This window comes from Rahnella sp. 2050 (assembly GCF_040544515.1).
Lineage (GTDB): Bacteria > Pseudomonadota > Gammaproteobacteria > Enterobacterales > Enterobacteriaceae > Rahnella > Rahnella aceris.
Window position 1 is genome coordinate 102,563 of the sequence record NZ_JBEPKE010000002.1, and the last position, 20,537, is coordinate 123,099.

The 20,537-nt window shown below is 52.7% G+C and carries 17 protein-coding genes; 7 read left to right on the forward strand and 10 right to left on the reverse strand.

All coding sequences use genetic code 11. The features are described 5' to 3' along the window. Position 1 precedes the first annotated feature (1 nt). The 10 genes from dusB to msrP all read right to left on the reverse strand — a co-directional run bounded on the left by dusB (position 2) and on the right by msrP (position 9,120). Positions 2 to 967, reverse strand: coding sequence for a tRNA dihydrouridine synthase DusB (gene dusB / locus ABIC79_RS07720; protein WP_013577302.1), 966 nt, complete (start codon positions 965 to 967; stop codon positions 2 to 4). Positions 968 to 1,356: 389 nt separating this feature from the next. Further along, positions 1,357 to 2,109 (reverse strand): carbonic anhydrase, encoded by a 753-nt coding sequence (locus tag ABIC79_RS07725; RefSeq protein ID WP_223510135.1) that lies wholly within the window; start codon positions 2,107 to 2,109, stop codon positions 1,357 to 1,359. A 145-nt stretch (positions 2,110 to 2,254) separates the two neighbouring features. Beyond that, positions 2,255 to 3,139: a 50S ribosomal protein L11 methyltransferase gene (gene prmA / locus ABIC79_RS07730; protein ID WP_013577300.1), complete on the reverse strand. Its 885-nt coding sequence runs from the start codon at positions 3,137 to 3,139 to the stop codon at positions 2,255 to 2,257. Between the two features lie 43 nt (positions 3,140 to 3,182). Continuing rightward, the gene (gene panF / locus ABIC79_RS07735; RefSeq protein ID WP_015690530.1) at positions 3,183 to 4,628 is read right to left on the reverse strand and encodes a sodium/pantothenate symporter; all 1,446 of its coding nucleotides are present in this window, start codon (positions 4,626 to 4,628) and stop codon (positions 3,183 to 3,185) included. Beyond that, the gene (locus ABIC79_RS07740; protein WP_015690529.1) at positions 4,618 to 4,860 is read right to left on the reverse strand and encodes a YhdT family protein; all 243 of its coding nucleotides are present in this window, start codon (positions 4,858 to 4,860) and stop codon (positions 4,618 to 4,620) included. Before ABIC79_RS07740 ends, panF begins: the two co-directional genes overlap by 11 nt. Positions 4,861 to 4,945: 85 nt before the next feature. Continuing rightward, positions 4,946 to 6,295 carry an acetyl-CoA carboxylase biotin carboxylase subunit gene (gene accC / locus ABIC79_RS07745; protein WP_013577297.1) on the reverse strand — a complete coding sequence of 450 codons (1,350 nt, stop codon included), beginning with the start codon at positions 6,293 to 6,295 and terminating at the stop codon, positions 4,946 to 4,948. Between the two features lie 11 nt (positions 6,296 to 6,306). Then, positions 6,307 to 6,771, reverse strand: a complete 465-nt coding sequence (gene accB, locus ABIC79_RS07750; RefSeq protein ID WP_013577296.1) for an acetyl-CoA carboxylase biotin carboxyl carrier protein — start codon at positions 6,769 to 6,771, stop codon at positions 6,307 to 6,309. A 32-nt stretch (positions 6,772 to 6,803) separates the two neighbouring features. Further along, complete coding sequence (aroQ, locus tag ABIC79_RS07755; protein ID WP_013577295.1) at positions 6,804 to 7,256, reverse strand: type II 3-dehydroquinate dehydratase; 453 nt, start codon at positions 7,254 to 7,256, stop codon at positions 6,804 to 6,806. 241 nt (positions 7,257 to 7,497) lie between these two features. Further along, complete coding sequence (gene msrQ, locus ABIC79_RS07760; RefSeq protein ID WP_126125232.1) at positions 7,498 to 8,100, reverse strand: protein-methionine-sulfoxide reductase heme-binding subunit MsrQ; 603 nt, start codon at positions 8,098 to 8,100, stop codon at positions 7,498 to 7,500. Between the two features lie 18 nt (positions 8,101 to 8,118). Next, on the reverse strand, positions 8,119 to 9,120 hold the full coding sequence (gene msrP, locus ABIC79_RS07765) for a protein-methionine-sulfoxide reductase catalytic subunit MsrP (protein ID WP_013577293.1): 1,002 nt from the start codon (positions 9,118 to 9,120) through the stop codon (positions 8,119 to 8,121). A gap of 316 nt (positions 9,121 to 9,436) precedes the next feature. On the opposite strand from msrP, the gene csrD reads away from it, so the two are divergent. From csrD to yhdP, 7 genes are all read left to right on the forward strand, one after another. Next, complete coding sequence (gene csrD / locus ABIC79_RS07770) at positions 9,437 to 11,371, forward strand: RNase E specificity factor CsrD (RefSeq protein ID WP_112151056.1); 1,935 nt, start codon at positions 9,437 to 9,439, stop codon at positions 11,369 to 11,371. 355 nt (positions 11,372 to 11,726) lie between these two features. Next, positions 11,727 to 12,770, forward strand: coding sequence for a rod shape-determining protein MreB (mreB, locus tag ABIC79_RS07775; RefSeq protein WP_013577291.1), 1,044 nt, complete (start codon positions 11,727 to 11,729; stop codon positions 12,768 to 12,770). Between the two features lie 255 nt (positions 12,771 to 13,025). Further along, positions 13,026 to 14,033, forward strand: a complete 1,008-nt coding sequence (gene mreC / locus ABIC79_RS07780; protein ID WP_013577290.1) for a rod shape-determining protein MreC — start codon at positions 13,026 to 13,028, stop codon at positions 14,031 to 14,033. Beyond that, positions 14,030 to 14,518, forward strand: a complete 489-nt coding sequence (gene mreD, locus ABIC79_RS07785; protein WP_013577289.1) for a rod shape-determining protein MreD — start codon at positions 14,030 to 14,032, stop codon at positions 14,516 to 14,518. The genes mreC and mreD overlap by 4 nt, the downstream gene beginning before the upstream one ends. A gap of 7 nt (positions 14,519 to 14,525) precedes the next feature. Then, a complete protein-coding gene (locus ABIC79_RS07790) occupies positions 14,526 to 15,119 on the forward strand; it encodes a Maf family protein (RefSeq protein WP_013577288.1) in 594 nt (197 codons plus the stop codon). Then, on the forward strand, positions 15,109 to 16,578 hold the full coding sequence (gene rng / locus ABIC79_RS07795; protein WP_013577287.1) for a ribonuclease G: 1,470 nt from the start codon (positions 15,109 to 15,111) through the stop codon (positions 16,576 to 16,578). Before ABIC79_RS07790 ends, rng begins: the two co-directional genes overlap by 11 nt. Before the next feature lie 98 nt (positions 16,579 to 16,676). Then, entirely contained in the window at positions 16,677 to 20,504 is a 3,828-nt protein-coding gene (yhdP, locus tag ABIC79_RS07800) for an AsmA2 domain-containing protein YhdP (protein WP_354566753.1), read from the forward strand. Positions 20,505 to 20,537 lie beyond the last annotated feature (33 nt).

Consider the following 20,537-nt stretch of genomic DNA (forward strand, 5'->3'; position numbering starts at 1 on the left):
GTTACGCAAGATTTTCGAAATATGCTTCCAACGCCTCCAGCTGTTCGCTGGCATCCTCTATGGCGTTGAAGGAGCGCCGAAACTGGTCATTTGGGGCATGCTCCTGGAGATACCAGGAAACGTGCTTACGGGCGATACGGAATCCCTTGCCTTGACCGTAAAAGTCGTGCAATTCCCGTACGTGCCCTATTAACAAGCGCTGAACCTCACCCATAGGAGGTGGAGGTAACAGCTCCCCTGTGTCCAGATAATGCTGGATTTCCCGGAAGATCCAGGGTCTCCCCTGAGCGGCACGTCCTATCATCAGAGCATCAGCTCCGGTGTAGTCGAGCACCGCTCTGGCTTTATGCGGGTCAGTTATGTCGCCATTCGCGATAATCGGAATGGAAACACTCTGCTTAACTGTCCGAATACTGTCGTACTCTGCTTCTCCATTGAAGAGACAGGCACGGGTTCGGCCATGAATAGTCAGGGCCTGAATTCCACAGTCTTCAGCCAATTGGGCAATTTGTACACAGTTACGGTGTTCCGGTGCCCAACCAGTACGAATTTTCAACGTGACTGGCACATCTACCGCCTTAACAACGGCAGTCAGGATTTGTTTCACCAAATCCGGATACTGCAACAATGCAGAACCTGCCAGTTTGCGGTTCACTTTCTTGGCCGGGCAGCCCATATTGATATCAATGATTTGCGCACCGCTTTCCACGTTAATTCGTGCAGCAGCCGCCATATCTTCGGGGTCGCAACCGGCAATTTGCACGGCGCGGATCCCCGGTTCATCGTTATGTACCATGCGCAAACGTGACTTATCCGTCCGCCACACCTCCGGATTGGAGGAGAGCATTTCAGATACTGCCATTCCAGCCCCCATCGCATGACATAAGGCACGAAATGGTCGGTCAGTGATACCGGCCATCGGGGCCGCAATCAGGCAATTTGTAAGCTGGTGGTGTCCGATGCGCATGAACTAGGAATGACCATACTGATGTCCGCAAGGGCGCGTATATTACGCATTTTCGCTGCGATATGAAAGGCCAAACTTTGAGCAATTTGATAAGAAAATGCCTTGTCAGCGCTGAAGTTCATGACAATTTGTTTTTTTATCGTGGTTTTACATTGAGTTATGTGACTTCGGTCAAATTGTGCGCTTGGGCAAATTCCTAATAACTCTCTGAATCATCCGGTTATAACAGTTGATTCTAAGGGGAGATCTGACGTTTTAAGCAGCAACAACCACAAAATTCTGTGATGCAGATCGTCTTTTGGTTAAAAAGTGACTCATTTTCAGAAAGGTGAACAAACAAGACAAATAGATGCAGAAACAGATTCTGCACCTTAATCTGCAGTACGGAATTACTCTGCCACTACCACGCGGCCATGCAGTCCTTGTACCGGGCGATTGTTCGCATGATGCATCGCATGCTGGAATTTCTTCAACTGCGCCTCAGACAGCGTCTGAGGTTGTTTAACGACCAGCCAGCGAACGCCTTCTGTACAAGGTGGCGTAGTCAGCGATCCGCTGAAACGATAATGCGTCAGATCGGTGGGCAGCAGGCCATCAAGACTGACTTTCTCTTTCAGCGTGACAGATTCGCCCGCTTTTTCCGGCATCTGTTGCCAGATTTTTTCCAGCTCGGCATTAGCTTTGCCGGTTTCAAACATTACGGCAATCACCGCAATTTCACCGTCAGCATCCATATGAACAAAATGCGCCTCCATCGGGAAAGATTTACCGTTGAGGGTATTTTCGCTCGGAGAGTGGAAGTGGAATTGCTGGAGGACGAATTTATCCCCGTCCAGCGTGGCAAAATCACCCTGCTGAACATTCACCTGCACGCTGTGGCCGTTATTAATGACATTCACCGGCGGTAACTGATAGCTGAGTTTAAGCGGGCGAGGGTGCACCTCTAACGCCTCTTTGATATCGATAGGCGACTGTGCTTTGCCCTGCTCGCACAGATGGAAGTCAGGGCTGAGTTTTGACCAGTTTTGCGGGGCGGCGTCGCCATCATATGACCAATGTGGCGTTTCGTTTGCGAAGGCGGGTTGTGCAGAAACTGACAGCGTAAGTGCAGCCAGCGCGGCAGACAATATTGTTCCTTTCAAGAGTTATCCCTTTCATTTGCTGAGTAATAAACCTTGCGAAGTGTAAGGGGTTTAGGCGGCAGGAGAAATACGGGAAAAGGCCGGAAAAGGATTTTGGGGGAAAACCCGCTCTTTCTGCACAAACAGAAAAAGCGGAAGGCTGACATCAGGCTTTTTTAACACCGGTTATACGGCACCATTCTTCTTTCTCGGCCACCGGATCCAGTTCGAATTGGTCTTTATAGGCATCCGCTACGCTTTGCGCCTGGCTGGCCAGTACGCCGGAAAGCCCCAGATGGCCACCTGCTACCGGCAGCACGCTGATCAGTGGCGCCAGTTCGCGCAGAGGGCCTGCGAGAATATTGGCGACCACCACGTCGGCTGACAGGTTATCAGGCTGGTCTTTCGGCAGATAAAGCGACAGACGCTCTGATACGCCGTTACGTTCGGCGTTATCGCGGCTGGCCTGAATTGCCTGCGGATCGATGTCGATCCCAACCACGTGTTTTGCACCCAGCTTCAGCGCGGCGATCGCCAGAATGCCGGAACCGCAACCGAAGTCGATCACGGTTTTATCGGTCAGATCCAGACTGTCGAGCCATTGCAGACACATCGCGGTGGTCGGGTGGGTGCCGGTACCAAACGCCAGTCCCGGATCCAGCATCACGTTCACGGCATTCGGATCCGGCACATCGCGCCAGCTCGGGCAAATCCACAGACGTTCGCCAAAACGCATCGGGTGGAAGTTATCCATCCATTCGCGTTCCCAGTCTTTGTCTTCCAGTTGTTCGATTTTGTGCACGAAACCTTTGCCCAGCAGAGGTTCGTTCTCCAGCATGACGATCACTTCGTCCATGTCGGTTTCCGCATCGTACAGGCCGATGGCGTCGGTATCACCCCACAGCAGGGTTTCGCCCGGCAGCGGTTCGAAGACCGGATTATCGTGGGTGTCCTGGAACGTTACGGACACGGCGCCACTTTCGATAAGCGCGTCGCTCAGCGTTTCCGCGTCGTTACCGGTGGTATTAATTTTCAGTTGGATCCAAGGCATAGCCATTCTCTTCTTAACAATCTGTAAAATCAGTGCCGCCTGTTCAGGACGGCTTGAGTACGTTTTCGCGTGGCTGTTTACCAAACTTATTGCCGGTATAAAACGCCAGCAGGCTCAGCAACAGCGACGGCACAATCGGATGCAGACCGGCAATATGCAGGTCAATACTGGCGAGCAGGGTATAACAAACCGCGCCAACAATCATTGAGCTCAGTGCGCCCGTGGCGTTCGCCCGCTCCCAGTACAAACCGAGCACCAGCGGCCACAGGAACACCGCTTCCAGCCCGCCAAACGCCAGCAGGTTCAGCCAGATAATCATTTCCGGCGGACGCCATGCGGCCAGTAAGACCAGTAATCCCAGTATAAAGGTGGCCCAGCTTGAGAAGCGTTTTAACTTGCGCTCGTTAGCCAGTTGTTCCGGTTTAATACCGAGGTACAAGTCTTTAACGATAGTCGCAGATGATTGCAAAAGCTGCGCGTTGATGGTCGACATAATGGCGGCCATCGGTGCCGCGAGGAAAATCCCGGCGGCGTAGGGCGGCAGCACGGTGATCATCAGCGTCGGGATCACCTGATCGGGAATTTTCAGATCAGGTAAAATGGCACGCCCCAGCGCACCCGCCAGATGCATACCAAGCATCAAAATGGCGACCACGATAGTGCCGAGCACAATGCCACGGTGTACCGCTTTGCTGTCTTTGTAGGAAATACAGCGCACGGCGGTATGCGGCAGGCCAATCACGCCAAAGCACACCAAAACCCAGAAAGAAGCCATAAACGGCAGTGAAAGGACGTCATCCCCGCCATGCACGGATACCAGTTTCGGGTCGATTTGCTGGAGCTTATCCACCGCACTGTGCAGGCCACCCGCCGCGTGAATGACAGCGATCAGGAGTAAAATGGTGCCGAGCAGCATCACCAGTCCCTGCATGGCGTCATTGAGCACGCTGGCACGAAAGCCGCCAAACGCGGTATACAGCGCGATGCTGATGCCGAAAATCAGCAGTCCGGTGTCGTAAGGAATACCGGCTGCTGTTTCCAGCAGGCGTGCACCACCGATGAACTGAACGGTCATCGCGCCCAGAAATGCCACCAGCAGACTCAGGCTTGCCAGCCAGACCAGCAGACGGCTCTGGTAGCGGGCAAACAGCATGTCGTTCAGCGTGACCGCATTATAGCGGCGCGCCAGAATGGCGAATTTTTTACCCAGTACGCCGAGTGAAAGCCAGACGGCAGGCAACTGAATCATTGCCAGCAATACCCAGCCAAGGCCAAATTTGTAGGCGGCACCGGGGCCGCCGATAAAGGAACTGGCACTGATGTAGGTGGCGGTCAGGGTCATGGCCAGCACGAAGCCGCCCATGGAGCGGTTGCCGAGGAAATATTCAGTCAGGAAGTTGCCCTGCTCGCGGCGGGTATATGCATAAACAGACAACCCGAAAACCAGCAGCAAATAGGCAATCAGTGGCAATAAGACTTCAGTCTGCATGACTGTCCTCCAGCGGAATATCGCGGTAAATCACGCGAACCATCAGCCAGCTTAAAAGAACGAATATCAGCGGTACCAGCAGACAGGCCATTTCGAACCAGTGCGGCAGGCCGGTGATGCCCTGTTTATCGTCAGGAATATAGGCGGCAAAACTCCATGCCAGCAGATAAGCAATCGTCAGCCCAAAAGCCCATCGGGCTTCACGGTTGGCTTGTAAGAAACGTTTGTCCAACGCCATTTACTTGTCTCCCCTCAAAACGTAAAAAAGGCCGGAATATCCGGCCTTGATAAGAGAGTACGCAACGGTACGGTCTTTTTTATTTTTCCTGCAAACCGAGTTTTTTCTCAAGATAGTGGATGTTAGTGCCACCATGCTGGAAATTCTCGTCGTCCATAATGCGCATTTGCAGTTCAATGTTGGTTTTGATGCCGTCGATGATCAGTTCTGCCAGCGCATTTTTCATGCGGGCAATGGCCACTTCACGGGTTTCACCGTAAGTGATCAGTTTACCGATCATGGAATCGTAGTACGGAGGCACTGTGTAGCCTGCGTAAATGTGCGATTCCCAACGAACACCGAAGCCGCCAGGTGCGTGGAAACGGGTGATTTTGCCTGGGCTTGGCAGGAAGGTGTTAGGGTCTTCCGCGTTAATGCGGCATTCCACCGCATGGCCTTTGACTTTCACTTCGCTTTGTTTGATCGACAGTGGCTGGCCGGACGCAATGCGCAGCTGCTCTTTGATCAAATCCACACCGGTGATCATCTCGGTAACCGGATGCTCAACCTGGATACGGGTGTTCATTTCGATGAAGAAGAACTCGCCGTTTTCATACAGGAACTCGAAAGTACCTGCGCCACGGTAGCCAATATCCACACAGGCTTTGGCACAACGTTCGCCGATGAAACGACGAAGATCTTCCGTGATGCCCGGTGCTGGCGCTTCTTCAACGACTTTCTGGTGACGACGCTGCATGGAGCAGTCACGTTCAGCCAGATAAACGGCGTTGCCCTGACCATCAGCCAGTACCTGAATTTCCACGTGACGTGGATTTTCCAGGTATTTTTCCATGTAAACCATGTCGTTGTTGAAAGCTGCTTTAGCTTCCGCACGGGTCATGTTGATGGACTGTTCGAGGTCTTTGTCGCCGCGTACAACACGCATACCACGACCACCGCCGCCGCCAGAAGCTTTGATGATGACCGGATAGCCGATACGTTTTGCGAAGGCACGGTTTTGATCCATGTCATCGCCCAGCGGGCCGTCAGAGCCAGGTACACAAGGTACGCCAGCCGCTTTCATCGCCTGGATCGCAGAAACTTTGTCACCCATCAGGCGGATAGTTTCAGCTTTCGGGCCGATGAAGATAAAACCAGAACGCTCAACCTGCTCTGCAAAATCAGCATTCTCGGACAGGAAACCGTAGCCCGGGTGGATAGCCACCGCGCCAGTGATTTCCGCCGCAGCGATGATGGCAGGGATGTTCAGATAGCTTTTTACTGAAGGTGCAGGACCGATACAGACGGTTTCGTCTGCCAGCAGCACGTGTTTCAGGTCACGGTCAGCGGTAGAGTGCACAGCAACGGTTTTGATGCCCATTTCTTTACAGGCACGCAAAATACGCAGAGCAATCTCGCCGCGGTTCGCGATAACAATTTTATCTACCATGGTACGCCTCGTTATTCGATGACGACCAGCGGCTCGTCGAATTCAACCGGTTGGCCGCTTTCTACCAGAATTGCTTTAACAACACCGGATTTGTCTGCTTCGATTTGGTTCATCATTTTCATCGCTTCAACGATACACAGGGTATCGCCGGCGTTCACTTTCTGACCCACTTCGATGAAGGCTTTAGCGTCCGGGCTTGGCGTACGGTAGAAGGTGCCTACCATCGGTGAGCGAACGATATGGCCACTGATTGCAGCCGGAGCTGCTTCTGCAGGCGCAGCTGCTGGCGCAACCGCAGCAGCCAGACCTGGCTGTTGTTGTACAGGCATAGCGTAAGCCTGTTGCATCATAGGATAAGCCTGCGCAGGTGCAGCACGGCTGATACGTACTGATTCTTCGCCTTCAGAAATTTCCAGTTCAGAAATGCCTGATTCTTCAACCAGTTCGATCAGTTTTTTAATTTTACGAATATCCATGGGTGTGATTCCGTACTCTTTTTGCGTAGAAATTAGTGGGTTTTTGACAAGCGGTTAACCGCTGCCTGTAATGCAAAGTGGTAGCCATCTGCGCCAAGTCCGCAAATAACGCCCACTGCGATGTCGGAAAGATAGGAATGGTGCCGGAACGCTTCGCGGGCATGTACATTCGACAGATGGATCTCGATAAACGGAATCGACACCCCCAGTAATGCATCGCGCAGCGCCACGCTGGTATGGGTAAAGGCCGCGGGATTGATCAGGATGAAATCGACATTTCCGCGTGCCTGATGAATACGTTCAATCAGGACATGTTCTGCATTGGATTGCAGATGGCTCAGTGCTACATCAGCAGCAGCAGCCTGCACTTCCAAACCTTTAACAATATCGTTGAGCGTGGTGTGTCCGTACGTTTCAGGCTCACGGGTGCCTAACAAATTCAGGTTAGGACCGTTCAGTAGCAAAATGTCAAACTTATGCGCCATTGTGAGCCTATCTCCGGCAATTAGACAAAGATTGTAGAAAATACCCTGATGTCACCGGTTTGTCACCTATTTCGCGGCAAATCGGCCCGTCTCTTCGGCATGAGGTCGGGCATTATAATGATATCGTGGCAATTCGCAGCTAAATACTGGTCTTATCAGCGAAGATAATCAACCCTCGGCCGGTCAACGTGGGTGCAATTGTCGAAATTATGAGGGGCAACCGGGCCAAAAGTTCCACGGCTTATCGCAGCCACTGGCGGAATTTTTTATAACGGAATGCCAGCAAGATGACGGCAAGTATTGCGTAAATCACCGGTTGTGGCGACAGCACTTTTACCGACCAAAGGTAGTGGATCGGCGCAAGTATGGCGATGAGATAAATGAAGTTGTGCAACTTTTGCCAGGTTGATCCCATTTTGCGTTGTGCCCACACGGTGGAGGTGCAGGCCAGTGCCTGCAGCAGGATCCAGCAGATGATACCGAGGGTGAGATACGGGCGCGATATCAGTTCACTTCCCAGCAGGCGGATATTGTTGATCCCAAGCTCCAGGAATGAATAGCTGAGAAGATGCAAGGTTCCCCACGCAAAACACCACAACCCCAGCAAACGGCGCGTGCGGATCAGTAATGGCTGTTTGCCATAGCGTGCGACGGGCGTGACCAGTAATGTCACCAGCAAAAATTTCAGAGTCATCCTACCGGTAAAATGCTGAATATCTTTGGCGGGATCGGCACTGAACCCGCCCTGATTAATCGAAAGCACAATCCAGAAAAAAGGCAAAATGGCGCAAAGATAGATGATCACTTTCAACCCGGTAATATTGGCAGGGCTTAAACGACGCATAACTGAACCGCCTCTTCCTTAATAGAACTTACGTAAATCCATACCGTGATACATCGATGCTACCTGCCCGGCATAACCATTGAACAGCAATGTCGGCTGGCGTTGCACGTCGAGTAAGCCGCCGGAACCGATAAACCGTTCCGTTGCCTGCGACCAGCGCGGGTGATCCACATGCGGGTTCACGTTGGCGTAAAACCCGTATTCGTTGGAGGCAATCTGGTTCCAGGTTGTCGGCGGCTCATCTTGAGTAAATTTGATGTTCACGATGGATTTGATGCCTTTGAAACCGTACTTCCACGGAATGGTCAGGCGGATGGGCGCGCCGTTTTGCGGCGGAAGTGCTTTGCCATAAACGCCGACCGTCATCATCGCCAGCGGGTTCATCGCTTCATCTATACGCAATCCTTCAACGTACGGGTAATTCAGTCCACCGCCGATAAACCGGTCTTTCTGCCCCGGCATATGTTCCGGGTCATATAAGGTAGTAAACGCGACATAACGCGCTTTGCTGGTCGGTTCGGCAAGTTTGAGAATCTCACTCAGCTGAAAACCGATCCACGGCACCACCATCGACCAGGCTTCGACGCAACGCATCCGGTAAATACGTTGCTCAAGCGGGAAGCGCTTCATGATGTCATCCATATCCAGCGTCATCGGTTTAGCAACTTCGCCTTCTATTGTTAATTTCCACGGCGAGGTAACCAGTTGCCCGGCGTTGGCGGCCGGATCAGCTTTATCCAGCCCGAATTCATAGAAATTGTTGTAGCCGGAAACTTTGTCCTCGGGGGTCAGTGTCAGGTCATTTTGATAAGCAGCGGGTTTGGTGAAATCCAGCGGTTTACCGGCGGGCGCGGCAGGGCGGTCATGGCCTTTGAACCAGGAAAGGATATCTGCGCGTGCATTTTGGGGAACAGCGAGTGCCGCGGCACTGATCCCCAGTGCCTGTAAAACTTTGCGCCGGTCATAAAAAATACTTTCGGGTGTGACGTCTGCTTCGGTTAGTTTGCGGGGTTTGAACATAGCCTTCTCCGGCATTCTCATTTTCGTGATTCATTTTTATGGTTATAAACAAAGCATGGCGTGAAACCGGACGCTTTGCGAGATATCACGCTAAAAAAGCGCATTTTGCCGCAGACATTGAGGAGGCGCTTACCATTTATATAAGAATTACGAATTGATTGGTTTTTGTGTTGCTATGCTATGAATGTATGCGAATGACTCTTTCGAAAATTTCTCCTTTCATCGCATTTTTCTGTTTTATAGTAGCGGCGTTTTTTCGTGGCAAGCTCAGAGAAAGGGTTTGTTTCCCCCTCACCGTAGCGAGTAAGGCACAGGGATGCGATTTACTACCAGACTATCGGCACTGATGACGATGTTAGTTGCGCTGGCAATGTTACTGATGTTGCTTGGCGTCACTTTCAGCTTTATCTATCTGAACAAACAAGATACCGAACAACATCTTCAGGCACTTGCCACGACTTATGATCAGGCATTGCTGACGCATCCCCCCGCAGATGCCCAACGCTGGATGCCTCAGGCTATGCGTATGCTTGATGTCACGGATATCGAAGTCAAACTTGATAACACCACCGTTTTTGAATACCACGAGCGTCCGGATGTACACCGCTCGTGGGACAGCGTGATGCCGGAATATGACACTGCCATTATCCCGCTGATGCACAACCACGCCATGTCGCTGCACATTTCCTATGTTGATCCTGTCAGCAGTTACATCCGCTCCCTGCGTTCTACGTTCACGATTGGGATCGCCATTCTGGTCATGCTCGCTATGCTGCTGCTCAGTTTTCGCTGGTTACGTCAGGAAACGGACGGTGTGGAAAAGCTGGAAGACCGCGCGGTCAGAATATTACGCGGCGAACGGGAAGGGCTGTCCGGTCATGTGGGCGAATGGCCGCATTCTGCCAGCAGTGCGATAGATCGTCTGCTGGGGGATCTGAATGAAGCACGTGAGCAGCGCAGCCGCGTGGATACCTTGATCCGTGCTTATGCTCAGCAGGACGCGCAAACCGGCCTCAGTAACCGCTTGTTCTTTGATAATCAGCTTGCGACGCAGCTGGAAGAAAAGGGTGCGCACGGTGTGCTGATGTTACTGCGCTTGCCGGATTTCGACACCATGCGCGAAACGCACGGTCAGGCAGTGGTCGAAGAACTGCGTTCGGCGATGGTGAATTTGTTATCGACGTTCGTGATGCGCCATGTTGATGCGCTGCTGGCACGTTATTTCCACAGTGATTTTGCCGTGCTGTTGCCACACCGCACCTTAAAGGAAGCGGAAGTGATGGCCTCACAATTAGTCAATGCGCTCGGCGTCCTGCCGACCTCGTCGCTAATTGACCGCGATGCGCTGATGTACATCGGTATCAGCGCCTACCGTTTCGGTCAGACGCCGGATCAGGTGATGGACATGGCCGAGCAGGCGACGCGACATGCGGCGTTCCAGGGCAGTAACAGCTGGTTTATCTATGATAAAAATGTGCCGGAAAAAGGTCGCGGCAGTGTGCGCTGGCGGACCCTGCTGGAAAATACGCTGGCGCGCGGCGGCCCGCGTCTTTATCAGAAGCCCGCTTTCACCCGGGACAACAAACCGGATCACCGTGAGGTGCAGCGGCGTGTCTTCGACGGCGAGCAGGAACTGCTGGCTGCGGAGTTTATCCCGCTGGTGGTTCAGTTCGGGTTGTCGCAAAGCTTTGACCGGGTCATGTTAAGTCAGATTATTCCGTTACTTAACCGTTGGCCGGATGAAACGTTAGCATTTCACCTGACGGTTGATTCATTATTGCAGCGCTCATTTGTTCGCTGGCTGCGCGATACCTTGCTGCAGTGCGAAAGAACACAACGAAATCGAATTTTGATTGAACTTGCTGAGGCGGATCTCTGTCAACATACCGACCGCCTGCGTCCTGCGATCAGATTGTTACAGGGTTTGGGCTGTCGTCTGGCCGTTTCGCAAGCCGGACTGACGGTGGTCAGCACCTCCTATCTGAAAACTTTCCCGGTGGAGAGAGTTAAGCTTCACCCGGGGTTAGTGCGTGATATTGATAAAAGGGTTGAAAATCAGCTCTTTGTACAAAGCTTACTCAGTGCGTGCGAAGGGACTCAGGCGCTGGTATTTGCCTCTGGCGTGCGCACAAAAGAGGAGTGGGCTGTCCTGCTGAAAAGCGGGATCCACGGCGGGCAGGGCGATTTTTTTGCCGGTCCGGAGCCTGTTGAACCGGTCGGTAAAAAATATTCACACAACCGCGATGTTTAAGTGACCGTTAATGCATTATTTAACGTAGAATGAGCCAGCTTTTGACCTACGCCCTTGTCTGGTTTCCGGTGTTTGTACTCAGACCGCAGATGGATGGAAGATGTTGGTAAAAGTGTAAGAATTTATGTGTGGTGTTGCTACTTCGCCTGGGTGCCTGCCCGAGGTAAACCGAGCCTGCGAGACAGAATTATTTCGCAGTGCCATCAGCCTCAAAAAGTCACCGCAAGTGAATGGCGACATCACGGACAATTTTCACGGAAGCAGGACGTTTTTGCGCCTTGTCGCTGCTTCGCGTGGTTGGTAAAGTAGGCGGATTTTATTTTTCGCCCCCAGCTAGCAGGATTATCCCTTCGTTATGTTTAAGAAATTTCGTGGCATGTTTTCCAACGACTTGTCCATCGACCTGGGTACCGCCAATACCCTCATTTATGTAAAAGGACAAGGCATCGTGCTGAATGAGCCATCAGTTGTGGCTATTCGTCAGGATCGTGCTGGTTCACCTAAAAGCGTTGCTGCTGTTGGTCACGACGCGAAACAGATGCTGGGTCGTACTCCTGGCAATATTGCCGCTATTCGTCCAATGAAAGACGGCGTTATCGCTGACTTTTTCGTGACTGAGAAAATGCTGCAACACTTCATCAAGCAAGTTCACAGCAACAGCTTCATGCGCCCAAGCCCGCGTGTACTGGTGTGTGTGCCAGTCGGCGCAACTCAGGTTGAACGCCGTGCTATCCGTGAATCTGCACAAGGTGCAGGCGCGCGTGAAGTGTTCCTGATTGAAGAACCGATGGCTGCGGCAATCGGTGCAGGCCTGCCGGTATCCGAAGCGACCGGTTCAATGGTGGTGGATATCGGTGGTGGTACCACAGAAGTTGCCGTGATCTCCCTGAACGGCGTGGTGTATTCCTCTTCTGTACGTATCGGTGGCGATCGTTTCGACGAAGCTATCATTAATTACGTACGCCGTAATTATGGTTCACTGATCGGTGAAGCAACGGCTGAGCGTATCAAGCACAGCATCGGTTCTGCCTATCCGGGTGATGAAGTGCACGAAATCGAAGTGCGCGGTCGTAACCTGGCTGAAGGTGTTCCACGTGGTTTCACGCTGAACTCCAACGAAATTCTCGAAGCATTGCAAGAGCCGCTAACCGGTATCGTCAGCGCGGTGATGGTTGCACTGGAACAGTGTCCGCCAGAACTGGCTTCCGACATCTCCGAGCGCGGCATGGTGCTGACCGGCGGTGGCGCATTACTGCGTAACCTTGATCGCCTGCTGATGGAAGAAACGGGTATTCCTGTTGTTGTCGCAGAAGATCCACTGACCTGCGTCGCCCGTGGCGGTGGTAAAGCATTAGAAATGATCGACATGCACGGCGGCGACTTATTCAGCGAAGAGTAATCTCTGCGAAGACTTGCTGATTCAAACAAGTCTTGTTGCAAGCAAGAATAGTCTGCCCGGGAAGGTGGTTGTCCGTCAGGTAAAACCTGCAACGCGAAGTGTGCAGTGTTCAATGTGGATCCGTGCAAACACTGGCTGAGCGATAAAGCTCTGCCAGTGTTTTGGCTATCCCATGAGATTGCCGCCGTTTCTGTCAGGTGAGGTCTTTACTTCGACTGGCTGAAACTTTCTGTTGCCGAGGAACTCGCATATTTTATGAAGCCAATTTTTAGCAGGGGACCTTCCCTGCAACTGCGACTTTTTTTGGCTATTCTCACGGCCATTGTCCTGATTGTTGCCGACAGTAAAATAGGTACGTTTGTTAAAATCCGCACCTATATGGATACTGCCGTCAGTCCCTTCTATTTTTTGTCCAATGCCCCGCGTGAATTCTTAGATCAGGTCTCTTCTACGTTTGCCACCCGTGGCCAGCTGGAACTTGAAAACCGCGCTTTGCGTCAGGAATTGTTGCTGAAAAACAGCGACCTGATGCTGCTTGGCCAATACAAACAAGAAAATGCTCGCTTGCGCGAGCTGCTGGGATCGCCGTTGCGTCAGGACGAGCACAAAATGGTGACGCAGGTTCTCTCCACCAGCAATGATCCTTACAGCGATCAGATCGTCATCGACAAAGGCAGCAACAACGGTGTGTATATCGGGCAACCCGTCATCAGCGATAAAGGCGTTGTTGGCCAGGTCATCGCTGTTGCCGCGCTGACCAGCCGTGTGCTGCTGATTTGTGATGCTTCACATGCGTTGCCGATTCAGGTGCTGCGTAACGACATCCGCGTTATCGCTGCCGGTAGCGGCTGTGCTGATGACTTACAACTTGAACACTTACCAAGCAACACCGATATTCGTGTCGGTGATGTGCTGGTCACCTCAGGTCTGGGTGGACGTTTCCCTGAAGGGTATCCGGTCGGCGTTGTATCTTCGGTTAAAGTTGATAATCAGCGTGCGTATACCGTCATTCAGGCGCGTCCGACCGCCGGTCTGCAACGTCTGCGTTACCTGCTGTTACTATGGGGCTCTGACCGTAATGGCGAGCATCCTTTACCGCCGGATGAAGTTCATCGCGTGGCCAATGAACGCCTGATGCAAATGATGCCGCAAGTGTTGCCACCTCCGGGAGATATGGGGCCGCCAGCTCCTGTTCCTCCACCGGCAACGGGTACGGTAACGACACCGGTTAGCACGCCTGCTGTGCAGGGAGCGACGCAATGAACAGCTACCGGAGCCACGGACGCTGGATTATTTGGCTATCCTTCTTAATAGCCATGTTATTGCAGGTGATGCCGTGGCCTGAACAGATTTATATGTTCAGGCCGTCATGGCTGATGCTGATCCTGATTTACTGGGTGATGGCATTACCGCATCGCGTCAACGTGGGTACCGGTTTTGTTGTCGGGTTTATTATGGATCTGATCCTGGGATCGACCCTGGGTATTCGCGCGCTGGCTTTTGCCATTACCGCCTACCTGGTCGCGTTCAAATTCCAGTTATTCCGTAACCTGGCTCTGTGGCAACAAGCGCTGATTGTTATGGTGCTTTCGCTGGCTGTGGACGTCATGGTGTTCTGGGGAGAATTCCTGGTAGTCAATGTGTCGTTCCGGCCTGAAGTTTTCTGGAGCAGTGTGGTCGACGGTGTGCTGTGGCCATGGCTGTTCCTGCTGATGCGTAAAATTCGTCGTCAGTTTGCTGTGCAATGAGGATGTTATGACCGCACTTTATCTGGCTTCCGGGTCACCACGTCGCCGTGAATTACTGGCCTTGCTGGAACTGCCTTTTGAGCGTCTGGTGACTGAGGTTGCAGAAGAGCGTCAGCCTGACGAAGCCCCGCAAGATTATGTTTTACGGCTGGCGAAAGATAAAGCACAGGCCGGTGTGACGGTCGCGGCAGAGGATTTGCCGGTGCTTGGCGCAGATACGATTGTAGTCCTCGACGGTAAAGTGTTGGAAAAGCCACGTGACGAAGCGCAAGCCGCTGTTATGCTTAAGGCATTGTCTGGCAGACAGCATCAGGTGATGACCGCCATTGCGTTTGCCGACAGGCAGGAATGCCTCAATACGTTGGTTGTGACCGATGTCACTTTCCGTTCACTATCCTCCGACGATATTGCACATTATATTCTGAGCGGTGAGCCCATGGATAAAGCGGGCGCTTATGGTATTCAGGGAAAGGGCGGTTGTTTCGTCCGTGAAATTCGCGGCAGTTACTATGCAGTTGTGGGCCTTCCTCTGGTGGAAACTCAGGAACTGCTCAATGAATTTTCTGCCTTACGCGAGCTTAGGAGAAAACATGACAGCTGAATTACTGGTCAATGTCACCCCGTCTGAAACCCGCGTGGCTTACATTGACGGTGGCATTCTGCAGGAGATCCATATTGAGCGCGAGACCAAGCGCGGGATTGCCGGCAATATTTATAAAGGGCGTATCAGCCGTGTTCTGCCGGGTATGCAGGCAGCATTTGTCGATATCGGCCTTGAAAAAGCCGCATTTTTACATGCTTCAGACATCATGCCGCACACCGAATGTGTGGCGCGTGACGAGCAGAAAAATTTCCACGTGCGTGACATCGCAGAACTGGTGCATCAGGGCCAGGATCTGATGGTGCAGGTGGTGAAAGATCCGCTGGGCACCAAAGGTGCGCGTCTGACGACCGACATTACCTTGCCTTCCCGCTATCTGGTGTTCATGCCTGGTGCGTCACACGTTGGCGTGTCGCAGCGTATTGAAAGCGAAGCCGAGCGTGATCGCCTCAAACGTATCGTCTCAGAATATTGTGATGAGCACGGCGGCTATATTATTCGTACCGCAGCTGAAGGCGTGGGTGAAGAAGAACTTAAACAAGATGCGGCCTACCTGAAACGCTTGTGGACCAAGGTGATGGAGCGCAAGCGTCGCAACAAAACCAAATGCAAGCTGTATGGTGAGCTGGCACTGGCGCACCGTGTGCTGCGTGATTTTGCCGGTGAAGCACTGGACCGCATCCGCGTTGACTCCCGCCTGACGTATGAATTGCTGGTCGAATTCACCAGCGAATACATGCCTGAAATGACCAGCAAGCTGGAGCATTACAGCGGCAAGCAGCCTATTTTCGATCTATTCGATGTGGAGAACGAAATCCAGCGTGCGCTCGAGCGCAAGGTGGAACTCAAGTCCGGCGGCTATCTGATTATCGATCAGACCGAAGCCATGACCACCGTGGATATTAATACCGGTGCGTTTGTCGGCCATCGTAATCTGGAAGACACGATATTTAACACTAACACCGAAGCGACGCAGGCCATTGCCCGTCAGCTACGGCTGCGCAATCTCGGCGGCATTATCATTATCGACTTCATTGATATGTCGAATGAAGATCACCGCCGTCGCGTGCTGCACAGCCTCGAGCAGGCGCTGTCGAAAGACCGCGTGAAAACCGGTATTCACGGTTTCTCCGCCCTTGGTTTGGTGGAGATGACCCGCAAACGTACCCGCGAAAGCGTCGAACATGTGCTGTGCAGCGATTGTCCGACCTGTCATGCACGCGGCACGGTGAAAACCGTTGAAACCGTCTGCTATGAAATTCTGCGTGAAATTGTGCGTGTGCATCATGCCTACGATTCTGACCGTTTCCTGGTTTACGCGTCTGCCGCAGTAGGGGAAGCGCTCAAGGGAGAAGAATCCCATGCACTGGCCGAAGTAGAAATCTTCGTCGGCAAGCAGGTGAAAGTGCAGATCGAGCCGCTCTACAGTCAGGAACAGTTTGACGTCGTCATGATGTGATCCGATGGCTATTCGTCTGAAGCATCAAGAAGTTAAAGGTTTCCATTGCCGTCTGTGCGGGTGAAAACCAGCATGGAATGGAAAACAAGGAGAGAAGTTTGAGGCGACTGCCCGGTATTTTATTAACCACCAGCGCAACCCTTGTCGTGATAGTGGCTTTGGTGATCAGTGGCTTACGTCTGGCATTGCCTCAGTTGACCCGCTTCCAGGATCAACTGGTCGGGAAAGTCGAGGCGGTCACGGGCGTACCGATCGAGTTATCGCAAGTCAGCGCCAGCTGGAAAACCTTTGGCCCGATCATGGAGATCCGAGGCCTACAGGTGACATTACCGGACTCAAAGTGGCAGGTTCAGCGCATTACCCTGGCGCTGGACGTCTGGCAATCCTTGCTGCATTTCCGCTGGCAGTTCCGCGACCTTACTTTTTACAATTTGCAGCTGGATTTAAACAGCACGCTGGGTGGCGAAAGCAATAAAGGCAACGGCATCCAGCCAAACCGCGTCAGTGATATTTTCCTCAGACAGGTCGACCATTTCGATCTGCGCAACAGCCGCATTTCCTTCCTGACGCCTTCCGGTCCACGGGCGGAATTCGACATTCCTCAGATGACCTGGCTGAACAGCCACAACCGCCATCGCGCCGAAGGGCAGCTTAGCCTGTCGAGTTTTAACGGGCAGCACGGCATTGTGCAGTTGCGTATGGATCTGAACGACACCAATGGTTTGCTCAATAACGGGAAAATTTATCTTCAGGCCGATGATATCGACATGAAACCTTGGTTCAGCCGGTGGTTGCGCAATAATACCGGTCTGGAAAGTGCTAACTTCAGCCTCGCGGCGTGGCTGACGGTGCGTAGTGGCGATATTTATGCCGCTGACGCATTGCTGAAAAATGGCTCTGCCACCTGGAAAAATGGCACTGAGGAACACCAGCTCGATGTCGATAATCTGACATTACACGGTAACCGTCAGGGTAATGGCTGGCAGGTTGGCACGAAGCAGCTGAATCTGAAAACCGATGGTGTGGCGTGGCCGAAAGGCCGCCTTGAAGTACTTTATCTGCCTGAAAATAACCAGTTCCTCGGGCCTTCGCAGGGTGAAGAGCTGCGCATCCGTGGCACCAATCTGCAACTGGAACGTTTAGGCCCGGTGATCCCGACTTTCTCATTCCTGACTCCGGCTTTACTGGAGCGCTGGCAGGATTTAAAACCCGCCGGTAACGTTGATCGGCTCGCGCTGGATATCCCGCTAAAGCAGCCTGATCAGACCCGTTTTGATGTGAACTGGCGCGATGTCAGCTGGCAGCGCTGGAAACTGCTGCCGGGTGTCAATCATTTCAGTGGTGGCCTGAAAGGTAGCGTGGCGGGCGGGCAGATGACGGTGAAATTACAAGACAGCCTGCTGCCGTACGGCGAAATGTTCCGCGCACCTCTGGATATCAGTGCGGCGACCGGTACCTTTAACTGGAAGAACGGCAAAGATGGCTGGTCATTGTCGGGTAAAGACGTAGATGTCAAAGCCAACGCGCTGTGGGCGAAGGGCGATTTCCGCTACAACCAGCCTGTCAAAGGTGACCCGTGGCTGAATATCCTGGCCGGTATTCGCCTGTATGACGCCGGTCAGGCCTGGCGCTATTTCCCTGAACCGCTGATGGGCAAACATCTGGTAAATTATCTCAGTGGTGCCATAAAGGCCGGTCAGGTGGATAACGCCACCCTGACCTTCAACGGCAATCCACATCATTTCCCGTTCAAAAAGAACGAAGGGCAGTTTGAAGTGTGGGTTCCGCTACGCCACTCGACCTTTGAGTTCCAGCCAGGTTGGCCAGCGCTGACTGATCTGGATATCGATCTCGATTTCCTTAATGACGGCCTGTTTATGAAAGCCGCGCACACCAAACTGGGCAATGTGGACGGTAACAATGTCGTTGCCAATATTCCTGACTACCTGAAAGAAAAACTGTTTATTGATGCGGACCTGCGCGGGCAGGGGAAAGATATCGGCGATTATTTCATGGATACGCCGTTGCATGACTCGCTGGGCTCGGCGCTACAGGAATTGCAGATTGGCGGCGAAGTGAATGGTCGCTTACATCTGGATATTCCGCTTGATGGCGAACTTGTGCGTGCATCCGGTGGCGTCACGCTCAATAACAACAGTCTGTTTATTAAACCGCTGAACAGCAAAATCAGTCAGCTCAGTGGCCAGTTCAGTTATGACAATGGCAACCTGCAAAGTAACCGGCTTACCGGTAACTGGTTCGGGCAACCGGTCAACGTGATGTTCAGCACGCAGGAACTGCCGGATGATTTCAAGGTTCAGGTCGGGCTGGATGCCAACTGGCAACTGTCTAAAATCCCCGGCTTGCCAGCGGCAGCCGCCAGTAAAATTTCGGGTGGTACTCCGTGGAAAGGCGACGTCAATATTACGCTGCCGCACAAAGGTACCCCGACCTATACCGTCGATGTAAACGCCGATCTGAAAGATGTGAGCAGTCACTTACCCGATCCGTTGAGCAAGAAAGCCGGTCATCCGCTGCCGCTGGTGGTGAATGTCAAAGGCGACCTGCACAGTTTTAATCTGCAAGGTGTGCTGGCGGGCAAAGATCATTTCAACAGCCGCTGGCTGCTGGGTAAACAACTGAAACTCGATCGTGCATCGTGGCAGGCAAACAGCAAAAAAACGCCTCCATTGCCGGATGACAGCAGTCTGACGCTCCATCTGCCCGCACTTGATGGTGAAAGCTGGCTGGGTTTGCTGTCACCGGATAAAGCGACGCAGGACACTACTACTAAACTGGCCGGTTTCAGCTTCCCGCACCAGATTATCCTGACAACGCCTGCGCTGACACTGGGCGGACAGGTCTGGAATGACCTGACCCTCACCTCGGTACAAGGGCATCAGGGCATGGAGGTCACTGCCAAAGGTAAGGAAATCGATGGCAGGCTGAATATGAATGACAACGGTCCGTGGCTGGCTAATCTGAAATACGTCTATTTCAATCCGCAATGGACGGTTGCGGATGTGGCCAGCAGCGGTCAGCCGGGCGGTAATCCGTTTGCTACTGAAAAGATTTCGTTTGCCAGCTGGCCGGCATTGCAACTGCGTTGTGAAGCCTGCTGGTTCCTCGGCCAGAACTTCCGCAAAGTGAATGCTGACCTGACACCGCAAGGCGATCAACTGATGCTGCGTAACGGTCTGATAGATACCGGCGTGGCAAGTCTCGACGTGCAGGGCGACTGGAGGCAGAACGGGCAGGGCGAAAACACCGGCCTGAAAGGCAAGCTGACCGGTAAGAATATTGAGCAGGCCATGTCATTCTTTGGCGTGACTACACCACTGAAAGGCGCGCCGTTTGACGTTAACTTTGATTTGCACTGGAAATCCGTGCCGTGGAAGCCGGATATCAGCACACTGAACGGCACCCTGAAAAACACGCTGGGCAAAGGCGAAATTGCGGATGTCGGCACGGGCCGCGCCGGACAATTGCTGCGACTGGTCAGCTTCGATGCGCTGCTGCGCAAACTGCGTCTTGATTTCAGCGATACCTTTGGGCAGGGCTTCTATTTTGACTCCATCAAATCCACGGCCTGGATTAAAGACGGCGTACTTCATACCGACGATCTGCTGGTTGACGGACTGGAAGCAGATATCGCCATCACCGGGAAGGTCAATTTCGTGAATCAGCAATTGGATCTCGAAGCGGTCATTGCGCCGGAAATTTCCGCCACAGTAGGTGTGGCGACGGCGTTCGTCATCAACCCGGTAGTCGGCGTTGCAGTCTTCGCTGCCAGTAAAGTGCTGGCCCCGCTGTGGAATAAAATCTCGCTTATCCGCTATCAGATTGACGGCACTATCGCAGAACCCCGTATCAACGAAATTCTGCGTAAACCGGTTGAACATCCAAAAGCCGCCGCCGCACAGTAACGCCACCGTGAAGGTGGCAGGAAACCTCGTTCA

Coding starts and splice junctions, on each gene's coding strand:
- dusB (WP_013577302.1), bottom strand. CDS start 967: ATGCGCATCGGACACCACCAGCTTACAAATTGCCTGATTGCGGCCCCG.
- prmA (WP_013577300.1), bottom strand. CDS start 3,139: ATGCCTTGGATCCAACTGAAAATTAATACCACCGGTAACGACGCGGAA.
- panF (WP_015690530.1), bottom strand. CDS start 4,628: ATGCAGACTGAAGTCTTATTGCCACTGATTGCCTATTTGCTGCTGGTT.
- accC (WP_013577297.1), bottom strand. CDS start 6,295: ATGGTAGATAAAATTGTTATCGCGAACCGCGGCGAGATTGCTCTGCGT.
- accB (WP_013577296.1), bottom strand. CDS start 6,771: ATGGATATTCGTAAAATTAAAAAACTGATCGAACTGGTTGAAGAATCA.
- aroQ (WP_013577295.1), bottom strand. CDS start 7,256: ATGGCGCATAAGTTTGACATTTTGCTACTGAACGGTCCTAACCTGAAT.
- msrQ (WP_126125232.1), bottom strand. CDS start 8,100: ATGCGTCGTTTAAGCCCTGCCAATATTACCGGGTTGAAAGTGATCATC.
- msrP (WP_013577293.1), bottom strand. CDS start 9,120: ATGTTCAAACCCCGCAAACTAACCGAAGCAGACGTCACACCCGAAAGT.
- csrD (WP_112151056.1), top strand. CDS start 9,437: ATGCGATTTACTACCAGACTATCGGCACTGATGACGATGTTAGTTGCG.
- mreB (WP_013577291.1), top strand. CDS start 11,727: ATGTTTAAGAAATTTCGTGGCATGTTTTCCAACGACTTGTCCATCGAC.
- mreC (WP_013577290.1), top strand. CDS start 13,026: ATGAAGCCAATTTTTAGCAGGGGACCTTCCCTGCAACTGCGACTTTTT.
- mreD (WP_013577289.1), top strand. CDS start 14,030: ATGAACAGCTACCGGAGCCACGGACGCTGGATTATTTGGCTATCCTTC.
- ABIC79_RS07790 (WP_013577288.1), top strand. CDS start 14,526: ATGACCGCACTTTATCTGGCTTCCGGGTCACCACGTCGCCGTGAATTA.
- rng (WP_013577287.1), top strand. CDS start 15,109: ATGACAGCTGAATTACTGGTCAATGTCACCCCGTCTGAAACCCGCGTG.